Annotated in this window: 22 protein-coding genes and 3 tRNA genes; 13 read left to right on the forward strand and 12 right to left on the reverse strand. The window is 61.5% G+C overall.

Annotated elements, in window-relative coordinates:
- Positions 1 to 52 precede the first annotated feature (52 nt).
- A complete protein-coding gene (locus AC2FMM_RS14740; RefSeq protein ID WP_496796963.1) occupies positions 53 to 175 on the forward strand; it encodes a hypothetical protein in 123 nt (40 codons plus the stop codon).
- The gene (locus tag AC2FMM_RS14745; protein ID WP_496796964.1) at positions 172 to 339 is read left to right on the forward strand and encodes a hypothetical protein; all 168 of its coding nucleotides are present in this window, start codon (positions 172 to 174) and stop codon (positions 337 to 339) included. Before AC2FMM_RS14740 ends, AC2FMM_RS14745 begins: the two co-directional genes overlap by 4 nt.
- Before the next feature lie 204 nt (positions 340 to 543).
- On the opposite strand, the gene AC2FMM_RS14750 is transcribed toward AC2FMM_RS14745, so the two are convergent.
- From AC2FMM_RS14750 to AC2FMM_RS14760, 3 genes are all read right to left on the reverse strand, one after another.
- The gene (locus tag AC2FMM_RS14750; protein WP_005983465.1) at positions 544 to 906 is read right to left on the reverse strand and encodes an SUF system Fe-S cluster assembly protein; all 363 of its coding nucleotides are present in this window, start codon (positions 904 to 906) and stop codon (positions 544 to 546) included.
- Between the two features lie 94 nt (positions 907 to 1,000).
- Positions 1,001 to 1,279, reverse strand: coding sequence for an NfeD family protein (locus AC2FMM_RS14755; protein ID WP_496679805.1), 279 nt, complete (start codon positions 1,277 to 1,279; stop codon positions 1,001 to 1,003).
- Entirely contained in the window at positions 1,279 to 2,169 is an 891-nt protein-coding gene (locus AC2FMM_RS14760; protein ID WP_496679807.1) for an SPFH domain-containing protein, read from the reverse strand. Before AC2FMM_RS14760 ends, AC2FMM_RS14755 begins: the two co-directional genes overlap by 1 nt.
- A 175-nt stretch (positions 2,170 to 2,344) precedes the next feature.
- On the opposite strand from AC2FMM_RS14760, the gene AC2FMM_RS14765 reads away from it, so the two are divergent.
- The 3 genes from AC2FMM_RS14765 (at position 2,345) to lon (ending at position 7,070) form a co-directional block, all read left to right on the forward strand.
- Positions 2,345 to 3,256, forward strand: coding sequence for a nucleoside hydrolase (locus tag AC2FMM_RS14765; protein ID WP_496796965.1), 912 nt, complete (start codon positions 2,345 to 2,347; stop codon positions 3,254 to 3,256).
- A 63-nt stretch (positions 3,257 to 3,319) separates the two neighbouring features.
- Entirely contained in the window at positions 3,320 to 4,450 is a 1,131-nt protein-coding gene (gene tgt / locus AC2FMM_RS14770; protein ID WP_496796966.1) for a tRNA guanosine(34) transglycosylase Tgt, read from the forward strand.
- A 211-nt stretch (positions 4,451 to 4,661) separates the two neighbouring features.
- Entirely contained in the window at positions 4,662 to 7,070 is a 2,409-nt protein-coding gene (gene lon / locus AC2FMM_RS14775) for an endopeptidase La (RefSeq protein ID WP_496796967.1), read from the forward strand.
- 141 nt (positions 7,071 to 7,211) lie between these two features.
- Here lon and AC2FMM_RS14780 read toward each other — a convergent pair.
- A tRNA-Val gene (locus AC2FMM_RS14780) sits at positions 7,212 to 7,286 on the reverse strand.
- Between the two features lie 222 nt (positions 7,287 to 7,508).
- Complete coding sequence (locus AC2FMM_RS14785) at positions 7,509 to 9,359, reverse strand: M10 family metallopeptidase C-terminal domain-containing protein (protein ID WP_496796968.1); 1,851 nt, start codon at positions 9,357 to 9,359, stop codon at positions 7,509 to 7,511.
- A gap of 447 nt (positions 9,360 to 9,806) precedes the next feature.
- Between AC2FMM_RS14785 and AC2FMM_RS14790 the strand changes: the two genes are divergently transcribed.
- The 3 genes from AC2FMM_RS14790 (at position 9,807) to uvrA (ending at position 13,048) form a co-directional block, all read left to right on the forward strand.
- Positions 9,807 to 9,883 (forward strand) — tRNA-Asp (locus tag AC2FMM_RS14790).
- 50 nt (positions 9,884 to 9,933) lie between these two features.
- Positions 9,934 to 10,010: transfer RNA gene (locus AC2FMM_RS14795), tRNA-Asp, on the forward strand.
- A 179-nt stretch (positions 10,011 to 10,189) separates the two neighbouring features.
- Positions 10,190 to 13,048: an excinuclease ABC subunit UvrA gene (gene uvrA, locus AC2FMM_RS14800; protein ID WP_496796969.1), complete on the forward strand. Its 2,859-nt coding sequence runs from the start codon at positions 10,190 to 10,192 to the stop codon at positions 13,046 to 13,048.
- A 12-nt stretch (positions 13,049 to 13,060) separates the two neighbouring features.
- On the opposite strand, the gene AC2FMM_RS14805 is transcribed toward uvrA, so the two are convergent.
- The 4 genes from AC2FMM_RS14805 to AC2FMM_RS14820 all read right to left on the reverse strand — a co-directional run bounded on the left by AC2FMM_RS14805 (position 13,061) and on the right by AC2FMM_RS14820 (position 16,614).
- On the reverse strand, positions 13,061 to 13,450 hold the full coding sequence (locus tag AC2FMM_RS14805) for a hypothetical protein (RefSeq protein WP_496741292.1): 390 nt from the start codon (positions 13,448 to 13,450) through the stop codon (positions 13,061 to 13,063).
- Between the two features lie 103 nt (positions 13,451 to 13,553).
- Positions 13,554 to 14,426, reverse strand: coding sequence for a 3-hydroxyisobutyrate dehydrogenase (gene mmsB, locus AC2FMM_RS14810; RefSeq protein WP_496727571.1), 873 nt, complete (start codon positions 14,424 to 14,426; stop codon positions 13,554 to 13,556).
- A gap of 3 nt (positions 14,427 to 14,429) precedes the next feature.
- Positions 14,430 to 15,464: an enoyl-CoA hydratase/isomerase family protein gene (locus AC2FMM_RS14815; protein ID WP_496796970.1), complete on the reverse strand. Its 1,035-nt coding sequence runs from the start codon at positions 15,462 to 15,464 to the stop codon at positions 14,430 to 14,432.
- 7 nt (positions 15,465 to 15,471) lie between these two features.
- On the reverse strand, positions 15,472 to 16,614 hold the full coding sequence (locus tag AC2FMM_RS14820) for an acyl-CoA dehydrogenase family protein (RefSeq protein ID WP_496796971.1): 1,143 nt from the start codon (positions 16,612 to 16,614) through the stop codon (positions 15,472 to 15,474).
- Between the two features lie 176 nt (positions 16,615 to 16,790).
- Here AC2FMM_RS14820 and AC2FMM_RS14825 point away from each other — a divergent pair, with 176 nt between their 5' ends.
- Positions 16,791 to 17,648 (forward strand): hypothetical protein, encoded by an 858-nt coding sequence (locus AC2FMM_RS14825; protein ID WP_496796972.1) that lies wholly within the window; start codon positions 16,791 to 16,793, stop codon positions 17,646 to 17,648.
- A 3-nt stretch (positions 17,649 to 17,651) separates the two neighbouring features.
- Here the strand turns inward: AC2FMM_RS14825 and AC2FMM_RS14830 are convergent, their stop codons facing one another.
- The gene (locus AC2FMM_RS14830) at positions 17,652 to 18,767 is read right to left on the reverse strand and encodes a carboxylate-amine ligase (RefSeq protein ID WP_496796973.1); all 1,116 of its coding nucleotides are present in this window, start codon (positions 18,765 to 18,767) and stop codon (positions 17,652 to 17,654) included.
- 141 nt (positions 18,768 to 18,908) lie between these two features.
- On the opposite strand from AC2FMM_RS14830, the gene AC2FMM_RS14835 reads away from it, so the two are divergent.
- Both AC2FMM_RS14835 and AC2FMM_RS14840 read left to right on the forward strand, forming a co-directional pair.
- On the forward strand, positions 18,909 to 19,760 hold the full coding sequence (locus tag AC2FMM_RS14835; RefSeq protein WP_496796974.1) for a class I SAM-dependent methyltransferase: 852 nt from the start codon (positions 18,909 to 18,911) through the stop codon (positions 19,758 to 19,760).
- A 72-nt stretch (positions 19,761 to 19,832) separates the two neighbouring features.
- Positions 19,833 to 20,309, forward strand: coding sequence for a fasciclin domain-containing protein (locus tag AC2FMM_RS14840; protein ID WP_490360983.1), 477 nt, complete (start codon positions 19,833 to 19,835; stop codon positions 20,307 to 20,309).
- Between the two features lie 60 nt (positions 20,310 to 20,369).
- On the opposite strand, the gene AC2FMM_RS14845 is transcribed toward AC2FMM_RS14840, so the two are convergent.
- Together AC2FMM_RS14845 and AC2FMM_RS14850 are read right to left on the reverse strand one after the other, a co-directional pair.
- The gene (locus tag AC2FMM_RS14845; protein WP_496679835.1) at positions 20,370 to 20,966 is read right to left on the reverse strand and encodes a L,D-transpeptidase; all 597 of its coding nucleotides are present in this window, start codon (positions 20,964 to 20,966) and stop codon (positions 20,370 to 20,372) included.
- A gap of 192 nt (positions 20,967 to 21,158) precedes the next feature.
- On the reverse strand, positions 21,159 to 22,658 hold the full coding sequence (locus AC2FMM_RS14850; protein WP_496679837.1) for a CoA-acylating methylmalonate-semialdehyde dehydrogenase: 1,500 nt from the start codon (positions 22,656 to 22,658) through the stop codon (positions 21,159 to 21,161).
- Positions 22,659 to 22,760: 102 nt separating this feature from the next.
- Between AC2FMM_RS14850 and AC2FMM_RS14855 the strand changes: the two genes are divergently transcribed.
- Both AC2FMM_RS14855 and AC2FMM_RS14860 read left to right on the forward strand, forming a co-directional pair.
- Positions 22,761 to 23,663, forward strand: a complete 903-nt coding sequence (locus AC2FMM_RS14855; protein ID WP_496796975.1) for a LysR family transcriptional regulator — start codon at positions 22,761 to 22,763, stop codon at positions 23,661 to 23,663.
- A 62-nt stretch (positions 23,664 to 23,725) separates the two neighbouring features.
- Positions 23,726 to 24,163, forward strand: coding sequence for a CBS domain-containing protein (locus tag AC2FMM_RS14860; RefSeq protein WP_496679841.1), 438 nt, complete (start codon positions 23,726 to 23,728; stop codon positions 24,161 to 24,163).
- The last annotated feature ends 52 nt before the right edge of the window (positions 24,164 to 24,215 follow it).

A 24,215-nucleotide genomic window follows, 5' to 3' on the forward strand; every position in this document is an offset into this window, starting at 1 on the left:
GTTCATAATCTAGGGTGGCTGAGGGCAAGGCTCAAGCCGGCCCGGTGGTTTCGTGTCTTTTTCTGCCGGGCGCGCCTCGCGCATGGCCGAGATTGCCTGTGGCGAGCATCCCTATACGCTGAAGGTGGTTCGGTGTGATCGCGCCACCGCTTTTGGACAGGAGGCCTGGAAATGATACGATCCTCATTCAAACGGATCCTGTGCGGCGTGGTCGCTGCCCTGTCCGCCTCGCCGGCCATGGGTGATCCGGCCAAGCATCCGGTCGATTGCACCAGCGCCGAGGGCGATCTGAGAGCCATTGCCGCCGAACGGAAACATGCCCGGGCGCAGCAGGACTAAAGCATTCTGGCCATCACGCCGGTCGGCACCTTGCTCGGGTTGGTCGCGGGGGCCGAGCAGAAAAGGCTGAAGATGTTGTCGGGCGAAGATGTCAATAAATTGGACGCCCGTGCCGCCGAGATCAAGGCAACCTGTGACCTGAAATGAGCGCAGGCAAAGAGCGATCGCGATGCCGGGTGCCGGGACGACCCCGGACTTGCGGCGTTACATGAAGCCCAATTCCAGGCGGGCCTCGTCCGACATCATTTCCATGCCCCAGGGCGGCTCCCAGGTCAGTTCGACGTCCACCTCCTTGACCCCGGCCACCGGCTCGATCGCCTCGACTACCCAGCCCGGCATGTCGCCCGCCACGGGGCACCCCGGAGCGGTCAGTGTCATGATGACCTTGACCGCGTTGTCATCGCTGATCTCGATCGTGTAGATCAGACCCAGATCATAGATGTTCACGGGAATTTCAGGGTCATAGACGGTCCGGCAGGCCTCGACCACGGACTCGTACAGAGGGTGCTCGACCGTAGAAGGCGCGATCAAAGGGGTGCCTTCCAACTGTTCGCTTGGGTGGGTCATGGATGCCTCGGGTTGTTACCTGAGCGATTATATAGGGAAAGCCGCCGCCAGCGTCCAGAGGCGGATGGCGCCCGGGAAAGGGGCGCCATCGTGGTCATTCGTTGATATCCTTGTCAAAGGTCTTCACTTGTCCGTGCGGCAGAGCGAACATGCGTCGCAGGATCAGCCACGCGATCAGCGACAGCACCGCAAAGATCAGCAGCAGCACGGCCAGGTCCGGCCCAATGCCGGGGATCGCCAGAAGCAGTCCCGTGATGGCGGCGCCGATCGCGAAACCCAGGAAGATGAAACCGGGCAGGGCGACTTCGAGGATGCCCAGAACCAGCGCCGCCGCCAGCCAGAGCCACCAGGTCAGCCAGAACGGGTCAGCCATCATTTCCCCCCTTTCAACATGTTGAAGGCATTGCCGAAGGCCTCGAGCGCATTGGCGGGCACCACGATCGTCTGGCTGCCACTGCCTTTGCCCAGGGCGTTCAGGGCTTCGACCTGTTTCAGGGCAACCTGGTACTGGGCCGCTTCCAGACCGTTGGCCTGAATCGCTTTGGCGACCACCTCGGTGGCAAAGGCCTCGGCTTCGGCCTGCACACGGCGCGCCTTGGCGGCCTGCTCGGCGGCATAAAGCTCGGCGTCGGCCTGCAGCTCAACGGCGCGTTTCTGGCCCTCGGCCTCGGTCACCTGGGCGCGACGGGCGCGCTCGGCGTTCAACTGCTGCAGCATGGCGTCGCGGGTGGCCTGATCAAGGTTCACGTCCAGAATTTCGGCCCGGGTCACCTCTATGCCCCAGTCATCAACGGCGGTTTCCACGCTTTCCTGGATACGTTCGATCAGCTGCGCGCGGTTCGACTGAACCTCGTCCAGATCCATCTTGCCGATCTCGGCGCGCACGATGCCCGCCACAGTGGTGGCGATGGCGCCATCGACATCACGGATGCGGTACACGGTCTTTTCGGGTTCCAGAATGCGGTAGAAGACAGATGTGTCAATCTGCACCAGAACGTTGTCCTTGGTGATGGCGTCCTGCGTGGCGTTGGGAAGCTGGCGTTCCAGAATTGAGATCTTGTGGCGCGCTACGTCCAGGAACGGCACGATGAAATTGATGCCGGGGCCCAGCACCGAATGCAGGCGCCCGAACCGTTCGACCACATATTTTTCGGATTGCGGAACGATCTTGATGCCCTTCAGGATGACGACGACGACCAGAACGGCCGCCAGAAGGTAAATGATGTTGGATGAAAGCAGTCCGATAATCTGGTCTTCGGTCATATCTGTCCTCTTTTATTGTGTACGATTGTATACATTTTGGGATTGAGTCCCATGATTTCAACTCTGGTATGGCGGGAACGGCAGTGGAATCCCATGCCGGATATTCGCGGGGCAATGCCGAAATTCCGGTCTGTGACTGCTTTGCATCCGCAACTGATTGCGCTATCGGGGCGGGATGAAACTGATCATCGACACCGACCCGGGCATCGACGACGCGATGGCCATTGCCTATGCCGCCGCTGCGCCGGAATTCGACCTGGTGGGGTTGACCACGGTATTCGGCAACACGCATGTGGAACAATCCAGCCGCAACGCCCGCTATCTTGTGCACCGGCTGGGGTTGGATGTTCCGGTTGCCTCGGGGGCCGGCGTCGCGCGTGGCGCCGACGGTCATGTGCCATCGCGGCACGTTCACGGCAACGAGGGGTTTGGTGACCTGACCCAGATACCCGAGATCGGGCAAAACCACGATCTGCCGGCTGCCGAATTCTTGGTGGAGATGGCACGCCGGCACGGCAAGGACCTGACGGTCTGCGCGGTGGGGCCGTTGACCAACATTGCCGACGCGATGCGGCTAGACCCGGAATTTGCGGGCAATATCGGGCAGTTGGTCATCATGGGCGGGGCAGTGTTCTGCCCCGGCAACATCAATGCCCATGCCGAGGCCAACATCTTTCACGATCCGGTGGCGGCGGACGAGGTGTTCTCGACCCCAGCGCCGACGGTTCTGGTGGGGTTAGATGTCACGCTGAAAACGCTGTACCGCGCCGATGATTTCGAGACGCTGGCCCAAAGCGCCCCGGAAACAGGTGGGTTCCTGCGTGACATTTCCCGGTTCTACCTGAACTTCTACCGCGAGGTGGCGGGGTTGGACGGTTGCGGCCTGCACGACTCGACCGCCGTCATTGCTTGTTCGCACCGGTCGATGTTCAGCCTGCACGAAACCGGTTTGCGGGTCGCGCTGGATGGCGAGGCGCGGGGCGCGACCCGGCCCGAACCGTCGCGGCCGCCGGTACTGGTGTGCACCGACGTGAACGGCGATCAGGTCGTCGATCTGTTCACGCAAAGGGTTGCGGCATTGCCCTGACGGGTTGCATTGCGCGCGTCGATCGGGCAAAGCCTGCCCGGTTCAGCGACCCGAGGCGATGACATGACCGAGCGTTTTTCATTCGAACTGAAGGCCACCGACGGCAAGGCCCGCACCGGCGTGATCCACACGCCGCGGGGCGAGGTGCGCACACCGGCCTTCATGCCCGTGGGCACGGCCGCGACGGTCAAGGCTATGATGCCCGAAAGCGTGCGGGCGACCGGCGCCGACATCCTGCTGGGCAACACCTATCACCTGATGCTGCGGCCCACGGCCGAACGGATCGACCGTTTGGGCGGCCTGCACAAGCTCATGAACTGGCACCGGCCGATTCTGACCGATTCGGGCGGGTTTCAGGTCATGTCGCTGGCCGGCCTGCGCAAGCTCACCGAAAAGGGCGTGACCTTCAAATCGCATATCGACGGATCGAAGCACGAGCTGACACCTGAGCGGTCGATGGAGATCCAGCGCCTGCTGGGGTCGGACATCGTCATGTGCTTTGACGAATGCCCCGCCTTGCCTGCCGACCGCGACCGGATCGCCGAGTCGATGCGCCTGTCGATGCGATGGGCCGAACGGTCCCGCGAGGCGTTCGGCGATCGGCCCGGCCACGCGCTGTTCGGCATCATGCAGGGCGGGTTGGAGCGGGACCTGCGCGAGGAAAGCGCCGAGGCCCTGAAGGCCATCGGGTTCGACGGCTATGCCGTTGGCGGCCTGGCCGTGGGCGAAGGGCAGGAGGCCATGTTCGGCTGTCTGGATTATGCGCCCGATTTCCTGCCCACCGACAAACCACGCTATCTGATGGGCGTGGGCAAGCCCGATGACATCGTGGGCGCCGTGGCGCGCGGGATCGACATGATGGATTGCGTGCTGCCGTCGCGCTCGGGGCGGACGGGCCAGGTGTTCACCCGCCGCGGCGTGGTAAACATCAAGAATGCCCGCCACGCCGACGATCCGCGCCCGCTGGATGAGCAGTGCACTTGCCCGGCCTGCTCGAATTATTCGCGTGCCTATCTGCACCATGTGTTCCGCGCCAACGAGATGATTTCGGGCATGCTGCTGACCTGGCACAACCTGCACTATTTCCAGGAAATCATGCAGGGTATGCGGGACGCGATCGCTGAAGGCTCATTCGAAGTGTGGCAGGCAGAGTTCCACGCGCAACGGGCGCAGGGCGACATCGAGCCGCTCTGATACGATCTGATGCACGTGCGACCAAAACTGCATCGGGCCTCAGCTGATGCCTTGCAGTCGCGTCAGCGTCAGGTCATTGTGTTCGGACAGGTACGGCGAAAAGGTTGAAACCGGGCGATCCGCGCCCCACCTTTATCGTCGAATGAAGGAGATGGCCAAGGGCTGCCTGCGACAGGGGTCAGTGCCATCTTGCCAATGATAAGGATAGAGCATGCAAGAGCCTCTTAATTCCTCATACCCCGTCCTGCCGCTGCGCGACATCGTTGTGTTTCCGCACATGATCGTGCCGCTGTTCGTGGGCCGTGAAAAATCGGTGCGCGCGCTGGAAGAGGTGATGCAGGACGACAAGCAGATTTTGCTGTCCAGCCAGATCGACCCAGCGGTCGATGATCCGGATACGGATGGAATCTATCGCTCCGGTGTGCTGGCCAATGTGCTGCAGCTGTTGAAGCTGCCCGACGGAACCGTAAAGGTTCTGGTCGAAGGTCAGGCGCGCGTGCGGATCACCGAATTCGTGGACAACGTCGAGTTCTTCGAAGCCCGCGCCGAATACCTGAATGAAATTCCTGGCGACGTGACCACGACCCAGGCACTGGTGCGCACCGTTTCGGATGAATTTGAGCGTTACGCCAAAGTCCGCAAGAACATCCCCGAAGAAGCCTTGACCGCGGTCAGCGACACCACCGACCCAGCCAAGCTGGCCGATCTGGTTTCGGGCCATCTGGGCATCGAGGTCGAACAGAAACAGGACCTGTTGGAAACGCTCAGCATCAGCGAGCGGCTCGAGAAGGTCTATGGCCTGATGCAGGGCGAGATGTCGGTTCTTCAAGTCGAGAAGAAGATCAAGACCCGCGTCAAGTCGCAGATGGAGAAGACCCAGCGCGAGTATTACCTGAATGAGCAGATGAAGGCCATTCAGAAAGAGTTGGGAGATGGCGAGGACGGCGCGAACGAGATCGCCGAACTGGAAGCCAAGATCGCCGAGACCAAGCTGTCGAAGGAAGCCCGCGAAAAGGCTGAGGCCGAGCTCAAGAAGCTGCGCAACATGAGCCCGATGTCGGCCGAAGCGACGGTGGTTCGGAACTATCTCGACTGGTTGCTGTCGCTGCCGTGGGGCACCAAGTCGCGGGTCAAGAAAGACCTCAGCCGCGCGCAAGAGATCTTGGATGCCGATCATTATGGCCTCGAAAAGGTCAAGGAGCGGATCGTCGAATATCTCGCGGTGCAACAACGTTCGAAGAAGCTGAAAGGCCCGATCATGTGCCTTGTCGGCCCTCCGGGCGTGGGTAAAACCTCGCTGGGCAAATCGGTCGCCAAGGCTACGGGGCGCGAGTTTATCCGCATCTCATTGGGTGGGGTGCGCGACGAATCCGAGATCCGCGGCCACCGTCGGACCTATATCGGCTCGATGCCCGGCAAGATCATCCAGGCGCTGAAAAAGGCGAAAACCACGAACCCGCTCATCCTGCTCGATGAAATCGACAAGATGGGGCAGGACTTCCGTGGTGATCCGGCCTCGGCCATGCTCGAGGTGCTGGACCCGGAACAGAACAGCACGTTCATGGACCACTACCTTGAGGTCGAATATGACCTGTCGAACGTTATGTTTCTGACTACGTCCAACAGCTACAACATGCCTGGGCCGCTGCTGGACCGTATGGAGATCATTCCGCTGGCCGGCTATACCGAGGACGAAAAGCGCGAGATCGCCAAGCGCCACCTGATCCCAAAGCAGGTCAAGAACCATGGCCTGAAGACCAAGGAATTCGAACTGACGGACGAGGCGCTGACTGCGATCATCCGGTTCTATACCCGCGAGGCGGGCGTGCGGAACCTGGAACGCGAAATCGCCAAGGTGGCGCGCAAAGCGCTGACCCGGATCATCAAGAAGGAATCCGAGTCCGTGACCGTGACCGCCGAAAACCTGCACGAATTCCTGGGCGTGCCCAAGTACCGCTATGGTCTGGCTGAACAGGACGATCAGGTGGGCGTGGTGACCGGTCTGGCCTGGACCTCGGTCGGCGGCGATCTGCTGCATATCGAGGCGCTGAAGCTGCCAGGCAAGGGCCGCATGAAGACCACGGGTAAGCTGGGCGAAGTGATGAAGGAATCCATCGACGCCGCTTCGTCCTATGTGCGCTCGATCGCGCCCGAGATCGGTGTAAAGCCGCCGCAGTTCGACAAGATCGACATCCACGTGCACGTGCCTGACGGCGCGACGCCAAAGGATGGCCCCAGCGCCGGCCTGGCGATGGTGACCTCGATCGTGTCGGTCCTGACCGGCATTCCGGTCCGCAAGGATATCGCCATGACCGGCGAGGTTTCGCTGCGCGGCAACGCTATGCCGATCGGCGGGTTGAAGGAGAAACTGCTCGCGGCTCTGAGGGGTGGCATCAAGACGGTGCTGATTCCCGAAGAGAACGAGAAGGATCTGGCCGACATCCCGAACAACGTGAAGGAAGGGCTGGAGATCATCCCGGTCAAGCACGTGTCCGAGGTTCTGGAACGTGCGCTGGTGCGCAAACCCGAGCCGATCGAATGGGACGAGGCCGACGAAGAGGCCGCGGCAGCAGCAGCCAAGGCCGTTGATGGCGGCACCCCGGTCGCCACGGCGCACTGACCGGACAGCGCAAGAAATCTTGAAAGGGCGGGTTTCATCCCGCCCTTTTTTTCATGCCGCTCACCGGCGGCAGTGTCGAACTATTGCGGCGCATGCCTGCTAGCAGGGTTCAGGCAGATGGTCGCACAAAAAGAGAGAGAATGGTGGGTGATAAGAGATTCGAACTCCTGACATCTTCGATGTGAACGAAGCGCTCTACCACTGAGCTAATCACCCGTCGGAACGCTCTCTACAGTGTCTGCGAACCGGCTTCAAGCCGGTTCGAGGAAAAATTTTCTGGTCTTCCCGAGCGGGGATAAAAGGTAAGAAGAGTCGGGCCCTCAAGCGGCCGACCCTCTGTCACCGGTGGCCGCGGGCAGGTCTTTAGGGCGTCACATCCACTGATGTTCCCGCAGGGCAAAGGGCGGCAAAACTGGCCCTCTGCCGTGCGGCGTGCGATCACAAAATAAAGTCGCCTGCGGTCAGATTGTGCAAGCCCGTCAGTTCGATCACCATTTCAGGCGCCCGGTCGCCATCGGTGTCAAGATAGACATAGGTGCGATCATTTGTGCTGCCGGGCGCGTTGACTTTCTCGAAATAGACCTCGCCTTGGTTCGACAGGCCGAACGGCTTTTGCCCCCGAAAGACAAACGCATCATCGCCGTCGAAAACTGTGCTGGCATCGATGGCGCTCAGGTCGATCTTGTCCTGCCCGGGGCGGAAATCCTTGATCTTGTCCGTGCGACGGGTCGATGCGGTACTTTCCCGCGCGGTCAGGAATACGAAGGTATCGGCTCCGGCGCCGCCGGTCATGATGTCCAACCCGGCGCCACCGAAGATCGCGTCGGCGCCGTTCCCGCCATTCAACGTGTCGCGTCCTCCGCCGCCGATCAGCGTGTCGTTGTGGTTGCCGCCGTTCAGCCGATCATTGCCGCCGAGCCCGGACAGAGAGTCGTTTCCGCTGCCACCATTCAGCACGTTGGCGCCGGCCGACCCGGTGAAGTCATCGGCGACCCCGGTGCCACTTGCGTTCTCAACATCTACGACCGTATCCATGCCATAGCCGGTATCCTGCCGCGTCGAATTCGACAGATTGACGGTTGCGCCAACGGATCCGACAAATCGGATCCAGTCCGAGTTGTTGCCGCCGTTGATCACGTCATCGCCGTCGCCCACCTTCGCCACGAAATTGTCGTTTCCGTTCCCACCGATCATGCGGTCCGATCCATTGTCTCCCGACAGCGTGTCGTTCCCGTGCGAACCGAGCAGAACGTCGCTGCCGCCCCGTCCATAGAGAATGTCATTGCCCGCTCGGCCTTCCAGGCGGTTGGCGGCTTCGTTGCCCAGAATTCGGTCGGATCTGTTGCCGCCGATCGCGTTTTCGATCACGACCGTGTTTGCAATGGTATACCCGCCGCGAATTCCGCCGGCATAAGACGGAACACCTCCGGCATCCGAGCCAGAAAGATCCGCATCATTCAGGTTGATGACGGTGTTCCGATTCAGACCGGCAGCCGAGATCGTGTCGACGCCGCCGGTATCCCAGATGCACGACCAATAGGTGCCGGCGCCGTTCACGTCGCGCAGGTCGTACACGTTGTTGCCGTTTTTGTGCGCGGTGGTGCCATAGATCGTCTGCAGTGCAGCGATGTCCAAAGCCATCGGCGTAGCGGTGCTGCCGTAAGCATAGCTTTTCAACGGCAGCTTTTCCGCATACCCCGAATTGTAGGACATGATCGTATAAATGCCCTGATTTTGGCCGTGGTTGCCATAGTCATCGAACGCTGCGGTAACGCCGGGAAAAGTCGACGATCCTCCGCCGCTGTCATGCGGATGCGCAAGGCCAAGCCCGTGCAGGATCTCGTGCAGAATGGTCGCGAATCCTTCGCCTCCCTTCTTCAAGCCAGGTGCCGTGAAGATCGGCGAATCGAACCCGAAGGCACCGATCAGTGTGTTCAGCCCATAATTGGCAAGATACGGTGTCTCACCAGGTACTTCGTGAAAGCCGACGGCGCCGCCCAAGGTATCCACGCTGGTCAGGGCATAAATGACATTCACCTCGGCCACTTGCCCGACGGGGGTCAGGAACGGCCGTTCCAGAAAGGTGACGGGGATGATCTTCTCGATCGTGTTGAAGGCCATGCGCACGGCGCTTTTCATAGCGCTGGTAAAGCCCCGGTCGCCGACAGTTCCATTGTCGAAGGAAAAGGTAATCGTGCTTCCGCCCCAGGATGAGCCCCAGATCAGGCTGTCGAGAAATGGATTCCCGGTCGGGTTCGTTCCGGGCGTGGTTGGTCTTGCAATTGCCATTGGTTTTAGTGCTGCTTTCTGTTCCTAACAGTTTTGGTCTTTGGACGAATAATCAAGGACGCTCGGGGTTGAGACGAATATGGCAGCTCTGATCGCCCAGACCGGCTTGCCGACTGACTACAAATCATGAACGGTCAGATTAGTCGGAGCAAGGCAAAATCATGATTTTTTCAAGTGGGGCATCATTTTAGCCGCGTTTTCTAGAGCGTTCATTTCTTGCATTCATAACGATAATTTTGACCGCGAAATATGAACGTGATGTCGTAAACAACCCTCGCGAGCGCCAATTAGATACGTGTAGTTGGAGCGTATTGCGCGCGCTTGGCCCGTTCGATGCGGTGGATCGAACAAAATCGTTCGTTCTCGAAAAAAACTTCAAAACCCCGCTTGACGACGCCGGGGCGGGGCCATAATACACCCCAACGTTCAGCACTGAACGGGCAGCGGGCGGTTGTAGCTCAGTTGGTTAGAGTACCGGCCTGTCACGCCGGGGGTCGCGGGTTCGAGCCCCGTCAACCGCGCCATCGCTGCCAGCCTTTGATCCGGGTAAACGGATCGACATAGACCCTAATGCGCGGTTGTAGCTCAGTTGGTTAGAGTACCGGCCTGTCACGCCGGGGGTCGCGGGTTCGAGCCCCGTCAACCGCGCCATTTCTTCAAGTGAAGTCGCAGGTATTTCCCCTGAAGCACAAACGGTTTTGGGTTTTGTCTTGCTGCCATGAATGCGGATATCGGAGAAAAGTCGCGCGTTCACACTTTGTTCTGATTTTTTGGTTGGAGACTCGGCATCGCTCGCCTATCTCTAGGGCACTTGTGTGTTGGGGGCCTGAATGGCTGAGCTGAAGAATATCGAGGTGCGCGGCGCGCGCGAGCACAACCTGAAAAACATCGACGTGGACATTCCGCGCGATCAGCTGGTTGTCATCACGGGTCTGTCTGGGTCGGGCAAGTCGTCTCTGGCGTTCGATACGATCTATGCCGAGGGCCAGCGCCGCTATGTCGAAAGCCTGTCGGCTTATGCGCGCCAGTTTCTGGACATGATGGAAAAGCCTGATGTGGATCACATCAGCGGCCTGTCCCCAGCGATCTCGATCGAGCAGAAGACCACGTCGAAGAACCCGCGATCGACCGTGGGAACCGTCACCGAAATATATGATTATCTGCGCCTGCTGTTCGCGCGCTCAGGAACGCCCTACAGCCCCGCCACCGGTTTGCCGATCGAGGCCCAGCAGGTGCAGGACATGGTCGACCGGATCATGGCGATGGAGGAGGGCACCCGCGGCTATCTGCTTGCGCCCATCGTTCGCGACCGCAAGGGCGAGTACAAGAAAGAGTTTCTGGAACTGCGCAAGCAGGGGTTCCAGCGCGTCAAGGTCGATGGCCAGTTCTACGAGCTGGACGAGCCGCCGACGCTGGACAAGAAGTTCCGCCATGACATCGACGTGGTCGTCGACCGGATCGTCGTGCGCGAGGGGATGGAGACCCGCCTGGCCGACAGCCTGCGCACCGCGTTGGATCTGGCCGATGGCATCGCGATTCTGGAGACCGCCCCGCGCGAGGGAGAGCCCGAGCGTATTACGTTTTCCGAGAACTTTGCCTGCCCGGTCAGTGGGTTCACCATCCCCGAGATCGAACCGCGCCTGTTTTCGTTCAACGCGCCCTTTGGTGCCTGCCCGGATTGCGACGGGCTGGGGGTCGAGCTGTTTTTTGACGAACGGCTTGTGGTGCCCGATCAGACGCTGAAACTGTATGACGGTGCGCTGGCCCCGTGGCGCAAGGGCAAGTCGCCGTATTTCCTGCAGACGATCGAGGCGATTGCGCGCCACTATGAGTTCGACAAGAACACACCGTGGAAGGACCTTCCGGCGCATGTGCGGCAAGTGTTTCTGTATGGCTCGGGCGATGATGAAATCCAGTTTCGCTATGACGAGGGCGGACGGGTCTATCAGGTGACCCGCAGCTTTGAAGGCGTGATCCCGAACATGGAGCGCCGCTATCGCGAAACCGACAGCGCGTGGATCCGCGAGGAATTCGAACGGTATCAGAACAACCGGCCGTGCCACACATGCGAGGGCTGCCGCTTGCGCCCCGAGGCGTTGGCCGTCAAGATCGCTGGGCTGCATGTCGGCCAGGTGGTCGAAATGTCGATCAAAGAAGCTCTGGCCTGGGTCGAGGACGCGCCGAACCATCTGAGCGCCCAGAAAAACGAGATTGCGCGCGCCATTTTGAAAGAAATCCGCGAACGGTTGGGATTCCTGAATAACGTTGGTTTGGAATACCTTACGCTGTCTCGTTCAAGTGGCACCCTGTCAGGGGGCGAAAGCCAGCGCATCCGGCTGGCTAGCCAGATTGGCTCGGGCTTGACCGGTGTGCTTTACGTGCTGGACGAACCCTCGATCGGGCTGCATCAGCGCGACAATGACCGCCTTTTGGGCACGCTGAAGAACCTGCGCGATCAGGGCAATACCGTGATCGTCGTCGAACATGACGAGGAAGCCATCCGCGAGGCTGACTATGTGTTCGACATCGGCCCCGGTGCCGGCGTGCATGGCGGACAGGTGGTCAGTCACGGCACGCCCGAGCAGATCGCGGCCGATGCGGCCTCGATCACGGGGCAGTATCTGTCGGGGGTGCGGGAAATTCCGGTGCCCGCCGAGCGGCGCAAGGGGAACAAGAAAAAGGTAACGGTTGTAAAGGCTTCGGGCAACAACCTCAAAGACGTGACGGCCGAGTTTCCGCTGGGCAAGTTCGTCTGCGTGACCGGGGTGTCGGGCGGCGGCAAGTCGACCTTGACGATCGAGACTCTGTTCAAGACCGCCTCGATGCGTCTGAACGGCGCGCGTCAGACGCCTGCGCCCTGCGATACGATCAAGGGGCTGGAACATCTGGACAAGGTGATCGACATCGACCAGCGGCCCATCGGACGCACGCCACGGTCGAACCCGGCCACCTATACCGGCGCCTTCACCCCGATCCGCGACTGGTTCGCCGGTCTGCCCGAGGCCAAGGCGCGCGGCTACAAGCCCGGGCGGTTTAGCTTTAACGTCAAGGGCGGGCGCTGCGAGGCCTGCCAGGGCGACGGGGTCATCAAGATCGAGATGCACTTCCTGCCCGACGTCTACGTCACCTGCGAGACCTGCAAGGGCGCGCGCTACAACCGCGAGACGCTCGAGATCAAGTTCAAGGGCAAGTCCATCGCCGACGTGCTGGACATGACGGTCGAAGATGCTCAGGAGTTCTTCAAGGCGGTTCCGGCGATCCGCGACAAGATGGATGCTCTGGCGCGGGTCGGGCTGGGCTACATCAAGGTTGGCCAGCAGGCCACGACCCTGTCGGGCGGCGAGGCGCAGCGAGTCAAGCTGTCGAAGGAATTGTCCAAGCGATCCACCGGGCGCACGCTGTATATTCTGGACGAGCCCACCACCGGCCTGCATTTCGAAGACGTGCGCAAGCTGTTGGAAGTGCTGCATGAATTGGTCGACCAAGGCAACACGGTCGTGGTGATCGAACACAATCTGGACGTTGTGAAAACAGCCGACTGGATCATCGACATCGGCCCCGAGGGTGGCGATGGCGGCGGCGAGATCGTGGCCGTCGGCACCCCGGAAGAGGTCGCCGAATGCGAGCGCAGCCACACCGGGCGATACCTCAAACCGATGCTGAACCCCGAACGCGTGGCGGCCGAATAGGCTGCCTGCGCGTCAGTACAGAATATCCGCCACCGCGCCGATCAGGTTCAGCACTTTGCGCGTATCGGGGTCGATGCTGTAGACGTAGTCGCCCGCGCGAACGTAGTTGCCGCCGCGTTTCAGACCATAGCGGTACGGATCGTCGATCCAGACATAATCGCGGTCGATCCGATCGCCGACCTTGTACCGATTCTTGACCTGTCCGGGCGGGACGCAGGGCACGGCCTTCTTGGCGAGCCCGGGTGGACAATTGGCAACGGATTTTGCGCCCTTCTGCGGGGCCACGCGCTCGACCGAGAACGTGTCCTTGTTCTTTCCCTTGCCTTTGCCGTTGTCAGCCAGCGTCGCGACCGGGGTCAGTGACAGGCCGGCAAGCAGTGCAATATGCAACAGTGTCTTCATGGGCGGTTCCCCTCGGTTCGTCGCGCCGTCATGCCGCGTTTCCCAGTATTTTGGAATGCCCGCCCGAAGTGCAAGCCCTGGGTGGCGAAATGCCGCCCAAAGCTCAACTGCGGCCGCGCTTTTCGAACCGGGGCAGCATGGCCGAGAAATCCATGCCCTTGCCGTCTTCGGATTCGACGAACTGTTCGTACAGGGCTGTGGCGATCTGGCCCATCGGCGTGTCCGCATCGGCGCTTTCGGCGGCCTGCTGGCTGAGCCGCAGGTCCTTGAGCATCAGCTCGGCAGCGAAACCGGGCTTGTAGCCGTTGTCGGCGGGGCTTTGCGGCCCGACACCGGGGGCGGGGCAATAGGCGTTCATTGTCCAGCTGTAGCCCGACGAGGTGCTGACCACGTCGAACATCTTCTGCCGGTCCAAGCCCAGCTTGTCGGCCAAGGCAAAGGCCTCGCAAGTGGCGATCATGGTGACGCCCAGGATCATGTTGTTGCAGATCTTGGCGGCCTGACCGGCGCCCGCCGCGCCGCAATGCACCGCCTTCTGGCCCATGATGTCGAACAGCGGGGCCGCCTTGGCAAAGGCCGCGTTCGAGCCGCCGGCCATGAAGGTCAGCGTGCCCGCGGCCGCGCCACCGATTCCGCCCGAAACCGGCGCGTCCACGGCCAGAAGCCCGGCCTGTTCGGCCTGATCCGCCACGGCGCGGGCGCTGTCCACATCGACGGTCGAGCAGTCGATGAAAACCGTCCCTTTTTCCATATGCGGAATGATCTGATCGGCCACCGCGCGCAGGATGTCGCCATTGGGCAGCATGGTGATGACCGCCTCGGCGCCGCGGACCGCATCAGTGGCCGTTTCGGCCTTGGTCACGCCCTCGACCGACACGCCCGCGGTGTCGAACCCGGTCACGTCGTGACCGGCCTTGGCCAGATTGGCCGCCATCGGCGCACCCATGTTGCCCAGGCCAATGAATCCGATCTTCATGTTTCACTCCTCCTCGAATGTCAGCGTGTCCGCGCCCAGCGGCATCAGCATCCGTGATACCGCCGTGGCCGGCACGTTCATGTCCGCAAACTGCCATTTCGGGTTGCGGTCCTTGTCGATGATCTGCGCCCGGATGCCTTCGAGAAAGTCGCCATGCTCCATCGACCGGAAGGTAAAGCGGTATTCCAGCTCCAGCGCCTTGCGCATGGTCAGGGCAGGACCGCGCAGGCGGTGCAGCATCTCGATCGCACACGCCATCGACAGCGGCGAATTGCGGCCCATCGCCTCGAGCGCGCCGCGGGTGAATTCGGTGTCGCCATTGCGCAGGTCGGTCAGAACGTCGCCCAGGGTTTCACCGCCGAAGAAACGGTCGATCTCGTCCTGCGGCAAGGTGCGATCAGGGGCAGGGGCGGCGTGTTCGGCCAACAGGTCGGCCTGGCCCGAGGCCTCGAGCATCTCGATCAAGTCGGGCCATTGGTCCTGCGGGATGAAATGGTCGGCGAACCCGGCATAGATCGCGTCGCCCGGACCCAAGCGCGCGCCGGTGACGCCCAGATATTCGCCCAACCGCCCCGGCGCCAGCGCCAGCAGCAGCGACCCGCCCACATCCGGCACTAGCCCGATCGAGCATTCGGGCATCGCGATCTTCGAGCTTTCGCCGACGATCCGGTGCGTCCCGTGACAGCCGATGCCCACGCCGCCGCCCATGGTAAAGCCCTGAAGGAAGCTGACCACCTGCTTGGGATATTCGAAGATCATCGCGTTCAGGCGGTATTCATCGCGCCAGAACTTCTGCCCATAGGCATAGTCGCCCTTTGTGCCCGTTGCGTACAACTCGGCAATGTCTCCGCCCGCGCAAAAGGCCTTTTCGCCCTCGGCATCAAGGATGACCAGATCGACCTCGTCATCCTCGCGCCAATTGCGCAGGGCGGTGTCGATGGCCATGCACATCTCGTAGCTCAGCGCATTCAGGGCCTTGGGCCGGGTCAGGGTGATCCGGCCGGCACGGCCCGTGGTGCGGATGTCGATATCGGACATGGAAACCTCAGCGATGGGCGAGCAGTTGGCGGGCAATGATCACGCGCATGATCTCGTTCGTGCCTTCCAGAATTTGATGGACCCGCAGATCGCGCACAAGCTTTTCGATTCCGTAGTCGGCCAGATAGCCGTAGCCGCCATGCAATTGCAGGCACTGATCGACCACTTTCGATCCGGTCTCGGTCACGAACTTCTTGGCCATCGCGCAGAATTTGGTGGCGTCGGGCGCGCCCTGATCCAGCTTCCATGCCGCCTGACGCAGGAAGGTTCGAGCGGCCTGCAGCTCGATCTCCATGTCGGCCAGCCGGAATTGCAGGGCCTGAAACTGGTCGATGGTCTGGCCGAAGGCCTTGCGTTCGGACATGTACTGCAGCGTCATGTCCAGCCCCGCCTGCGCCGCACCCAGCGAGCATGAGGCGATGTTCAGGCGCCCGCCGTCCAAGCCCATCATCGCGTATTTGAACCCGTCGCCCTCGGTCCCGACAAGGTTTTCGGCCGGGATCTTGCAGTCGTCGAACTGGACCTGCGCGGTGGGCTGGCTTTTCCAGCCCATCTTCTGTTCCAGCGCCCCAAAGCTGAGGCCTGGTGTGCCGTCCTCGACATAGACGGTCGAGATCCCCTTGGGCCCGTCGCCGCCGGTGCGGACCATGCAGACATAGGCATCGGAATAGCCGCCGCCCGAGATGAAGGCCTTGGTGCCGTTCAGCGTATAGCCCTCGTTTGTGCGCTCGGCCCGCGTCTTGAGCGCCGCCGCGTCCGAGCCCGAGCCCGGTTCGGTTAGACAATAGCTGAGAACCGTGTTCAGGCTTAGAACGTCGGGCATGATGCGCGATTTCAATTCGTCGCTGGCAAAGCTGTCCAGCATCTTGGCGCACATGTTGTGGATCGACAAAAAGGCCGCGACCGAGGGGCAGGCCATCGACAGCGCCTCGAACACCAACGTGGCGTCCAGTCGGGTCAGTCCAGAGCCGCCGCTTTCCTCGGACACGTAGAGCCCGCCAAAGCCCAGTTCGCCGACCTTGGGCCAAAGATCCTTGGGGATGGTGCCCTCGGCCTCCCACTGGCGGGCGAAAGGTGCGATCTGTTCTTGCCCGAACGCATAGGCCATATCGAAAATGGCCGTCTGTTCCTCGGTCAGCGCGAAATCCATGGCCGGTCTCCCCCTTGTGGCGACGTGAATTGAACGACTGTTTATTTATTGCTCAATCCTTACAGAATTTTTTCACGCGGGGCAAACCCCATGACCCGCTTGGACCTTTATTTGGGTCATGCGCCGAAGGCTGATATGATGGGGTCTTTCATTCAGGAATTAATACGGAGCGTATTATGCCGAACTACAAGATGGCCGTTGTCGTCATTCACGGCATGGGCAGCCAGTACCGCAAGCCGCATCCGCCGTCCTCGGTGCCGACCTTTTCGAAGGACCTGCACCGCCGGGTGGCGCGTCGGGTCGGCGCGGACATGAACAAGGTGGCCTGGCACGAGGTGGTCTGGGCGCAGATCCTGCAGGAGCGTCAGAAAGACTATCTGCGCAAGATCAAGCGCAGCACCGGCTATGATCAACTGCGCGAGTTCGTGGTGTGCAACCTGTCGGACGCGGCCTCTTACCGGCAGACGCCGGATGCCAGCGACAAGACCTATGACGAGATCCACAAGAAGGTGGAACTGGTGATGCAGGTTCTGCGCCACCAGATCAGCGACCGGGCACCGGTTCTGATTCTGGCGCATTCGCTGGGCGGTCACATCATGTCGAACTACATCTATGACGCGCAGCGATACCTGCGCAGCGGCGGGCCGCCCAAACATGCGACCCCGATCGAAAACATGGAAACCGTGGCCGGGTTGATCACCTTCGGCTGCAACATACCGATCTTTCTGTTCGCCTATCCCGAGGCAGGCATTTTTCCGATCCAGCCGCCCAATCGGGCCCTGCCTGCTGCGCTGCGGTTCCGTACCTGGTGGCACAATTATTTCGACAAGCACGATGTTCTTGGGTTTCCGCTGGGCAAGATCGCGCCCAGCTATGCCCAGCTGGTGCAATCCAAGGCCATACGCGACCTGCCGATCAACGCGGGCAAGATCTTCACCTCGTGGAACCCGCTGTCGCACAACGGCTACTGGAAAGACCGCGACCTTTACGAGCCGGTCGCCGCCCGCATCCAGAAGGTTCTGGCGTCGGTCTGACGGTCAGAGATCGGCGTGGAATTCCTCGATCAGGTGGCGCACGACCGCCTGGCCGGGGTCATCGCCCCTGGCCTGGGCTTCGGCGTGTACGCGCCGTTGACGTGTGGCCGACGTGCCCGTTTCGGCAATCTGGCGCAACTGCGCCAACTCCGCCATCGTGCCAAGGGCCTCGGCGTCTTCGGCCAGCATGCCCATCAGCTCACCCATCAGCTCGGGCATCGGCTTGATCGACCGGTCGCCGAAATCAATCAGACCTTCGCCCACGCCGTAGCGCTGCGCACGCCATCGGTTCTCGCCGATCAGGAACCGGTCATAGACCCGCCAGCGCAGGTTGCGGTCCTTCAGTCGGCACAGCATCCGGGTCAGCGCCTGCACCAGCGCCGCCAGTGACAGGGCGTGTTCCAACCGCGGCTGCACGTCCATGATCCGCGTTTCCAAAGTCGGATAGCTGTGCGAGGGGCGCAGGTCCCACCAGATCTTCGAGGTGTCCTCGATCACCCCCAACTCGACCAGCACCCCGGTGGTGCGTTCATATTCTGCCCAACTGCCGAACACGGGCGGCAGGCCGGTGCGGGGCAGGTTGTCGAACACCGTCAACCGGTACGAGGACAGACCGGTGTCGCGCCCGCTCCAATACGGGGACGAGGCGGACAGGGCCAGCAAGTGCGGCAGGAAATAGCTGAGCTGCGGCATCAGGTCGGCCCGCTGCGCCTTGTCCTCGACGCCCACATGCACATGCATGCCGCAAATCAGCATCCGCCGCGCCACGCCACCCAGGGCGTGCTGCAAGTTATCATAGCGTTCCTTGCGCGTGTGGTGCTGATCCTTCCAATCCGCGAACGGGTGGCAGGACACGGCGATCGGCGCCATGTTGTGTTCGGCGGCGCGCCGGGCCACGCAGGACCGCAGGCGTTTCAGATCCTCGCGCGCCGATTTGATCGTGACATGGGGGCGGGTGCCGACCTCGATCTGGCATTGCAGGAATTCCGGGCTGACCTGGCCTTCGAAATCGGCCTGACATGCCTCCATCAGCGCGGCAGGCGCCTCGGTCAGTTGCAGGCTGTCGCGGTCGACCAGCAGGTATTCCTCTTCGATGCCGACGGTGAAATCCTGCTGCATGCGGGGCCTCCCTGTTCCCATTCGGGATCAGTGAATACGCAATTTTTTAATTTGCCAAGGGTTTGTGGTGATCCGCCTTGCGCTGACACCGCTTGCGGCGGTAAGCAGCCCGCAGCCAAATGCCAAGCCGGAGCCGCCACCGTGAAACCCAGGAAATTTCCCAAGCTGAACGCCGTTCTGGACCGGTTCGGTGTCAAGCTGATCGACAAGGCGCCGGAACGAGATGAGCGCGCGCGGCTCGAGTCCTTCGAGCGGGCCGGCGGGCTGGAGCGTCCGGCCTATGCCCTGTCTCCGGGGATGCAGGATTTCGACATCAGAACCTTGGTTGCCGAATACGCCACGCACAAGGATGCGCTTGCGGCCCTGAAGGACCCGGCCCGCAACCAGACCGGATACCGCATCGGCAACGGTTATTATGACAGCCCGGACGCGGATGCGCTGTATCTGATGATCCGGCGGTTTCGCCCCGAGCGCGTGATCGAGGTCGGCTGCGGCAACTCGACCCGCGTGACCCGGCAGGCGATCATCGACGGTGGGCTGGCCACGACACTCACGGCCATCGACCCCTATCCCCGCGCCGACATCGCCCATGTGGTGGACCGGTTCGAGCAGAAGCGGCTGGAGGACGTCGACCCGTCGCTGTTCGCCGAACTGGAGGCGGGCGACGTCTTGTTCATCGATTCCAGCCATGTTGTGCGTATGAGCAACGACGTGGCGCATCTGTTCTGCCGGATCATCCCTGCCTTGAATCCGGGGGTGGTGATCCATGTGCACGATGTTTTTCTGCCCTACGAATACCCCAAGCGGTTCTTCTATGATTGCCCCGGATGGGGCGAGCAGTACATGCTGCACGCGCTGCTGCAATCGGGTGCGTTTTCAATGCTTTGGCCCGGGTATTTCCTGCAACGCGCTCGCCCCGACGCGGTGGAGTCGCTTCCGTTTCTTAAGGAAGGCAGGGCGCAGAGCATCTGGGTGCAACGGGCCGGGGCCTGAAATTTTTCGTGATCCGGTTTCACGGAAGCGCCGTACCCCTTTCCATAACACGCTGGAGAGGAGATATCAGCAATGTTCCGTCGCACTTTCATGGGCGCAGCCGCCGCCATCGCCTTGGCTCTGCCGATCAATGCCAAGGCTGCAGACATCGTGGATACCGCGGTTGCCGCCGGCTCGTTCAACACGCTGGTCGCAGCCGTACAGGCCGCCGGTCTGGTTGACACGCTGAAGGGCAAGGGCCCGTTCACCGTGTTCGCGCCCACGGACGAAGCATTTGCCGCTCTGCCGGAGGGCACGGTCGAGAGCCTGCTGCAACCCGAGAACAAGGATCAGCTGGTTGCGATCCTGACCTATCACGTCGTCCCGGCCAAGGTGATGTCCGGGGACATCGCCGGCAAGCGCGCGAAGGTGCTGACCGTTCAGGGCGACCGCCTGAGCGTGAACGCAAAGAACGGCGTCAAGGTTGACGGCGCAAATGTCGTGCAGGCCGACATCGAGGCCAGCAACGGCGTGATCCACGTGGTCGACAAGGTTCTGCTGCCTGAATAAAGCTACCACTCACCTAGGCAGACAAGCCCCGGTGCCTGCGCGGCCCGGGGCTTTTTCAATTCACAAAAGCCGCACCTGAGTGCCGATCTGGACCATCGGATACAGCTCCTCGACATGCTGGTTGTACAAGCCAATGCAGCCCGACGAGCTTTGACGCCCGATCTTGCGCGTATCATGTGTGCCGTGAACTAGATAGGCGGGCCATGACAGATACATGGCACGGGTGCCCAGCGGGTTGCCTGGGTCGCCGCCCTCGACGCGCTGCGGCAGGGTCGGGTCGCGCTCGCGCATGGACGAGGTCGGGGTCCAGCTGGGATTTTCCGCCTTGCGCACCACCTCGGTATAGCCGCGCTTGGTCAGTTCCTCGCTCATCGGAACCGAGCTGGGATAGAGCTTGTAGGTCCCGTCCGGCCCCCAGTAGTGCACCGCGCGGCTGGTGATGTCGGCCAGCAGGCAGCCGACGCCGATTTCGTCAAAATGGTCCTGCCAGTTTTGCTGCGAAAAGGACGAGATGTTCCGGCGCACGGGCGGCTGCACGCTGATCGCTTCCTCGGACTGCGGGAACGCATCCTGGCTTTGAGCGCGCAACACCGACGGAGCGGCCAGGGCAGACACGACGCCCAAAAGGGCCGAGCGGCGGGTGATCTTGCTGGTCAACGGAGCCTCCTGACGAATGACTGCTCTTTTATTTCGGCCGGCAATCTATGACGTTGGCGGACGCTGGGCCAGAGGGCTTGGCTGAATTTTTCGTGAGAGTGGACCGTGCAGGCGCATCGTCGCCGAACGGAGGTTTCAGAAAAAGAAAAGGCCGCCAACGATTGGGCGGCCTTTTAATTTGTTTTTGGATAGTTAGTCCATTGCCTTGAAGTTGAACTCGCCACCTTCTTTGATGCCCGACGGCCAGCGCGACGTCACGGTCTTGGTGCGGGTGTAGAACTTGAAGCTGTCGGGGCCGTGCTGGTTCAGGTCGCCGAACATGGATTTCTTCCACCCGCCGAATGTGTGATAGGCCAGCGGGACCGGGATCGGGACGTTGATGCCGACCATGCCGATGTTGACCCGGTGGGCGAAATCACGGGCGGTATCGCCGTCACGGGTGAAGATCGCGGTGCCGTTGCCGTATTCATGGTCCATCGCCAGCTTCAGCGCCTCTTCGTAGGATCCGGCGCGGACGGTGGACAGGACGGGGCCGAAGATCTCCTGCTTGTAGATGTCCATGTCGGGGGTGACATGGTCGAACAGGTGGGGGCCGACGAAAAAGCCGTTCTCATAGCCTTGCAGCTTGAAGTCGCGGTTGTCGACCACCAGCTTCGCGCCTTGTTCAACGCCCGAGTTGATCAGGCCCAGGATGCGTTCTTTGGCAGCGGCGGTCACGACCGGCCCCATATCGACGTCATCGCCTGCGGTATAGGGCCCGACCTTCAGTTTTTCGATGCGCGGCACCAGCTTTTCAATCAGCGCGTCGGCGGTTTCCTCGCCCACCGGAACGGCCACCGAAACGGCCATGCAGCGTTCGCCGGCAGCGCCGAAACCGGCGCCCACCAGCGCGTCGGCGGCCTGGTCCAGGTCGGCGTCAGGCATAACGATCATGTGGTTCTTGGCCCCACCAAAGCACTGGGCGCGTTTGCCGTTCGCTGTGGCGCGGGCATAGATGTACTGCGCGATCGGGGTCGATCCGACGAAGGAAACACCCTGAATGATCTCGCTGTCCAGCAGGGTATCCACGGCTTCCTTGTCGCCGTTGACAACCTGGAACACGCCTTTGGGCAGACCGGCCTCGACGAACAGTTCGGCCAGCATCAGCGGCACCGATGGATCACGTTCCGAGGGTTTCAGCACCACAGCGTTGCCGCAGGCCAGCGCCGGGCCGACATGCCACAGGGGCATCATGGCCGGGAAGTTGAACGGCATGATGGCGGCGACAACACCCAGCGGCTGGCGCATGGAATACATGTCGATGCCGGGGCCTGCGCTGTCGGTAAACTCACCCTTCAGCATCTGCGGGGCGCCGATGCAGTATTCGATCACCTCGAGCCCGCGCTGCAGATCGCCCTTGGCATCGGGCAGGGTCTTGCCGTGCTCGCGGCTCAATGCTTCGGCCAGTTTGTCCATGTCGCGGTTCATCAGCTGAACCATCTGCATCATGACGCGGGCGCGCTTTTGCGGGTTGGTTGCACCCCAGGCAGGCTGGGCTGCAGCGGCGTATTCGATGGCGGCCGTGGTCTCGGCGGCACTGGCCATCGGGCATCTGTACTGAACCTCGCCGGTGGCGGGGTTGTAGACATCATCGAACCGGCCCGAGGTGCCGGGGGTGTATTCGCCGTTGATGAAATGGGTCAGGTCTTGCATTGCAAACTCCTCCGCAGAATTTGGGCGCAGCATAGGCTTGCATAAATCACCTGAACAGGGGCAATGTCTCAAAAGAGTTTTGCAAAAATGCATAGGTGAGGGATGACCCCCAATTGGGACGACATGCGCGTGTTTCTGGCCGTCGCGCGCGAGGAAAGCCTGTCGTCGGCAGGGCGGCGGCTGAAGATCGATCCGGCCACGGTGGGGCGCCGGGTCGCGCGGCTGGAGACGGCGCTGAAGGCGCCGCTGTTCACCAAATCGCCCCAAGGCTATCTGTTGACCTCGGCCGGAGAGCGCCTGTTCGAACACGCCCAATCCGCCGAAGAGGCGATGCGCGCGGCAGCCGGGGCGATGGACGGGTCGACCAAGGCGCTGAGCGGTCAGGTCCGCATCGGCGCGCCCGATGGCAGTGCGAACTATCTGCTGCCGCAGGTCTGTGCCCGCATCAGCGATGCGAACCCGGATCTGGACATTCAGATTCTTGCCCTGCCGCGCATTATCAATTTGTCGCGGCGCGAGGCCGACATGGCGCTGACCGTCAGCGCGCCCACCGCCGGCAAGTTGCTGGTGCAGAAGGTCAGCGACTATCGCCTGCATATGGTCGCGACAGAGGATTACCTAGCGCGCCATGCCCCGATCCGCACTCTCGAGGATCTGCAGAGGCATCGCATGATTGGATACATCCCGGACATGATCTTCGATCGCGAGCTGGACTACCTCAACGACATCGGTATTGACCGTGTCGCGCTTGCATCGAATTCGGTCTCGGTCCAGTTGCGGCAGGCATCGCTGGGCACCGGGGTCTGCGTGGCCCATGACTTTACGCTTCCGTTCCATCCGGGGTTGCGGAAAATCCTGACGGATCAAGTAAGTCTGACCCGCAGCTTCTACCTAGTGCGCCATCAGGGCGATCAGCGCAATGAACGCCTCAACCGCTTTGCTGACGCGCTGAGTCGCGGCATCCGCGACGAGATTGCGCGGCTGGAAGCTGAAGCCCAAGCTTGACAGGGTCGAGTATTCCGGCAACGCTTTGGAATACGGGAAGATTATTGTCGGAGGTTTTGCCCATGCTTGTTCAGGCCATTCTGAGTTCGAAGGCAACGGACGGGGTCGTGACTGTGGCGCCTTCGACGACCGTTTCCGACGCAGCCAAGATCCTGGCCGAAAAGCGCATCGGGACCGTCGTGGTCTCGGAGGACGGGGGCAAGACCGCCGTTGGGATTTTGTCGGAACGCGACATCGTGCGCGAGCTGGCCGCCAGCGGCAGCGGTTGCCTGACCCAGCCGGTCATCGCCTACATGACCAAAAAGCTGGTTACCGCCACCAAACAGGACAAGGTGCAGGACGTACTGGCCCGCATGACCGAAGGCCGTTTTCGTCACATGCCGATCGTCGAGGACGGCCAGTTGGTCGGCATCGTGACGCTGGGTGACGTGGTCAAGGCGCAATTGTCGGAACTGGCGATGGAAAAGGATGCCCTGCAGGGCATGATCATGGGCCACTAGCCCTACGCTAATGATGCGGCCTCTTGCAGCTGCGGAAAACTTGTGTTTGCTT

The sequence above is a fragment of the Ruegeria sp. BHSC043 genome (assembly GCF_059612985.1).